The sequence below is a fragment of the Paenisporosarcina sp. P5_A11 genome (assembly GCF_056400705.1).
Window position 1 is genome coordinate 1 of record NZ_JBFUKT010000299.1, and the last position, 2,115, is coordinate 2,115.

The following is a 2,115-nucleotide window of genomic DNA, read 5'->3' on the forward strand; positions in this document are numbered from 1 at the left end:
GACTTCAACAGTCACTGCTGTCTTAATTTATTATTTTTTCAAGTCGCTACGAGAAATAATATGATCAACTAAACCATATTCTTTAGCTCGTTCAGCTGTCATGAAATTATCACGATCTGTGTCTTTCGCAATGACATCAACCGGTTGACCTGTACGTTCAGCCAAAATAGTGTTCAACTTATCACGTAAGAATAAAATACGTTTAGCAGCGATTTCAATTTCAGTCGCTTGCCCTTGAGCACCACCGAGTGGTTGGTGAATCATGACTTCAGAGTTTGGTAATGCATATCGTTTCCCTTTTGTTCCAGCAGCTAGTAAGAAAGCTCCCATTGATGCAGCCATACCGATACAGATTGTTTGAACATCAGGTTTAATAAATTGCATCGTGTCAAAAATCGCCATACCCGCTGTAATGCTGCCACCTGGGCTGTTAATGTAAATTGAAATGTCTTTTTCTGGATCATCTGCTTCTAGGAAAAGTAATTGAGCTACTATGGAGTTTGAAACATTGTCATCAATGCCACTACCTAGCATAATTACACGATCTTTAAGTAAACGAGAGTAAATGTCATAAGCACGTTCTCCACGGCTTGTTTGTTCAATAACTGTAGGAATTAAGTTCACTGAAATTTCCTCCTTCAAACATAAATTAATTTTCTTACATCCTGAGTTTCGTAAGTTGTTCTCAGTTGTTACTTTATCATATACAAGTTGGTCAAGGAAGGTCAAATATTATGCATAAAAAAGTAAAGTTGTATTGTTGCTCTTCTCTTTGTATAATAGAAAAGTCGCCTGCCCTCGTGGTGCAATGGATAGCACGTGAGCCTCCGAAGCTTTAGATGTGAGTTCGATTCTCGCCGAGGGCGTCATATATTTACAAAAAAGACCTTCGACAAAAATGTCGAAGGTCTTTTTTGCTACTTATTCTTCATTTCCAACCATTGCGACTAATCCGGAAACTGCTTGTTCTTCATCCGATCCGTCAGCACTGATAACAACTGATGACCCTTTGCTAATAGCTAAGCTCATAATGCCCATAATACTTTTCGCATTAACTTTTTTGGTCTCTTTTTGTAGATACACATCTGCTTGATAACGATTTGCTTCCTGTACAAAAAGAGCAGCTTGTCTTGCTTGTAATCCTGATTTTAATCCTACTTGTACTTGTTTTTCCACCATTCGTTCATGCCCCCTATGCTCTTCTCGTTTTTGTATTGTTTTTTATGTTAGCGGAAAAATTGTTTTCCCACAACTATCTATTTACCTTATCGAAAGTTACGCCACCGCGAAGACCATCTGCTATTTCATCAAGTTTGCGTAAGCGATGGTTAATCCCTGATTTACTGATAGTACCTGTAGATACCATCTCGCCTAGCTCTTTTAATGTCACATCTTGGTATTCTACACGTAAACGAGCAATTTCTCTAAGTTTCTCTGGAAGTTGATCAATGCCCATCGCTTTATCAATATATCGTATGTTTTCCACTTGGCGTACGGCTGCTCCGATGGTTTTATTTAAATTCGCCGTCTCACAGTTCACCAGGCGATTTACGCTATTTCTCATATCGCGAATGATTCGTACATCTTCAAATTTTAATAATGCCTGGTGTGCTCCAGTTATACTGAAAAAATCTGAAATTTTTTCTGCTTCTTTTAAATACGTTACAAAACCTTTTTTACGTTCAATAGTTTTTGCATTTAATCCAAATCCATTCATCAAGTCAACCAATGCTTCACTATGGTCTTTATATAGTGAATATATTTCTAGATGATATGCAGATGTTTCAGGATTATTAACTGAACCACCTGCTAAAAATGCTCCACGTAAATAGGCGCGCTTACAACAATTTTTTTTGACCAAGTCTGGTGAGATTGTATGATTAATTTGAAAATCTTCTGAAATGATTTTCAAATCTTCCAGTAAGGCTTTTGAGCCATCACGTACTCGACAAATATATACATTGTTTTTCTTTAAACGCATCTTTTTTCGTACCAGTAATTCTACCCGATAAGGATAAATGGATTTCATGAGAGTATATAGTCGTCTTGCTATTGGTGCATTTTCTGTTTGAACATCTAAGCTTAAACTCCGATTGGCAAATGAAAGCGCACCAT

3 protein-coding genes and 1 tRNA gene are annotated in these 2,115 nt (G+C 37.2%); 1 reads left to right on the plus strand and 3 read right to left on the minus strand.

Going from position 1 to position 2,115, the window contains the following annotated elements; genetic code table 11:
• Window positions 1–30: 30 nt before the first annotated feature.
• The gene (gene clpP / locus AC1DOS_RS19625; protein WP_108585166.1) at window positions 31–624 is read right to left on the minus strand and encodes an ATP-dependent Clp endopeptidase proteolytic subunit ClpP; all 594 of its coding nucleotides are present in this window, start codon (window positions 622–624) and stop codon (window positions 31–33) included.
• A 170-nt stretch (window positions 625–794) separates the two neighbouring features.
• Between clpP and AC1DOS_RS19630 the strand changes: the two genes are divergently transcribed.
• A tRNA-Arg gene (locus AC1DOS_RS19630) sits at window positions 795–866 on the plus strand.
• A gap of 55 nt (window positions 867–921) precedes the next feature.
• Here AC1DOS_RS19630 and AC1DOS_RS19635 read toward each other — a convergent pair.
• Window positions 922–1,179, minus strand: coding sequence for an HPr family phosphocarrier protein (locus tag AC1DOS_RS19635; RefSeq protein WP_108585167.1), 258 nt, complete (start codon window positions 1,177–1,179; stop codon window positions 922–924).
• Between the two features lie 73 nt (window positions 1,180–1,252).
• On the minus strand, window positions 1,253–2,115 hold an 863-nt coding region (gene whiA, locus AC1DOS_RS19640), incomplete at its 5' end, for a DNA-binding protein WhiA (protein ID WP_477538836.1).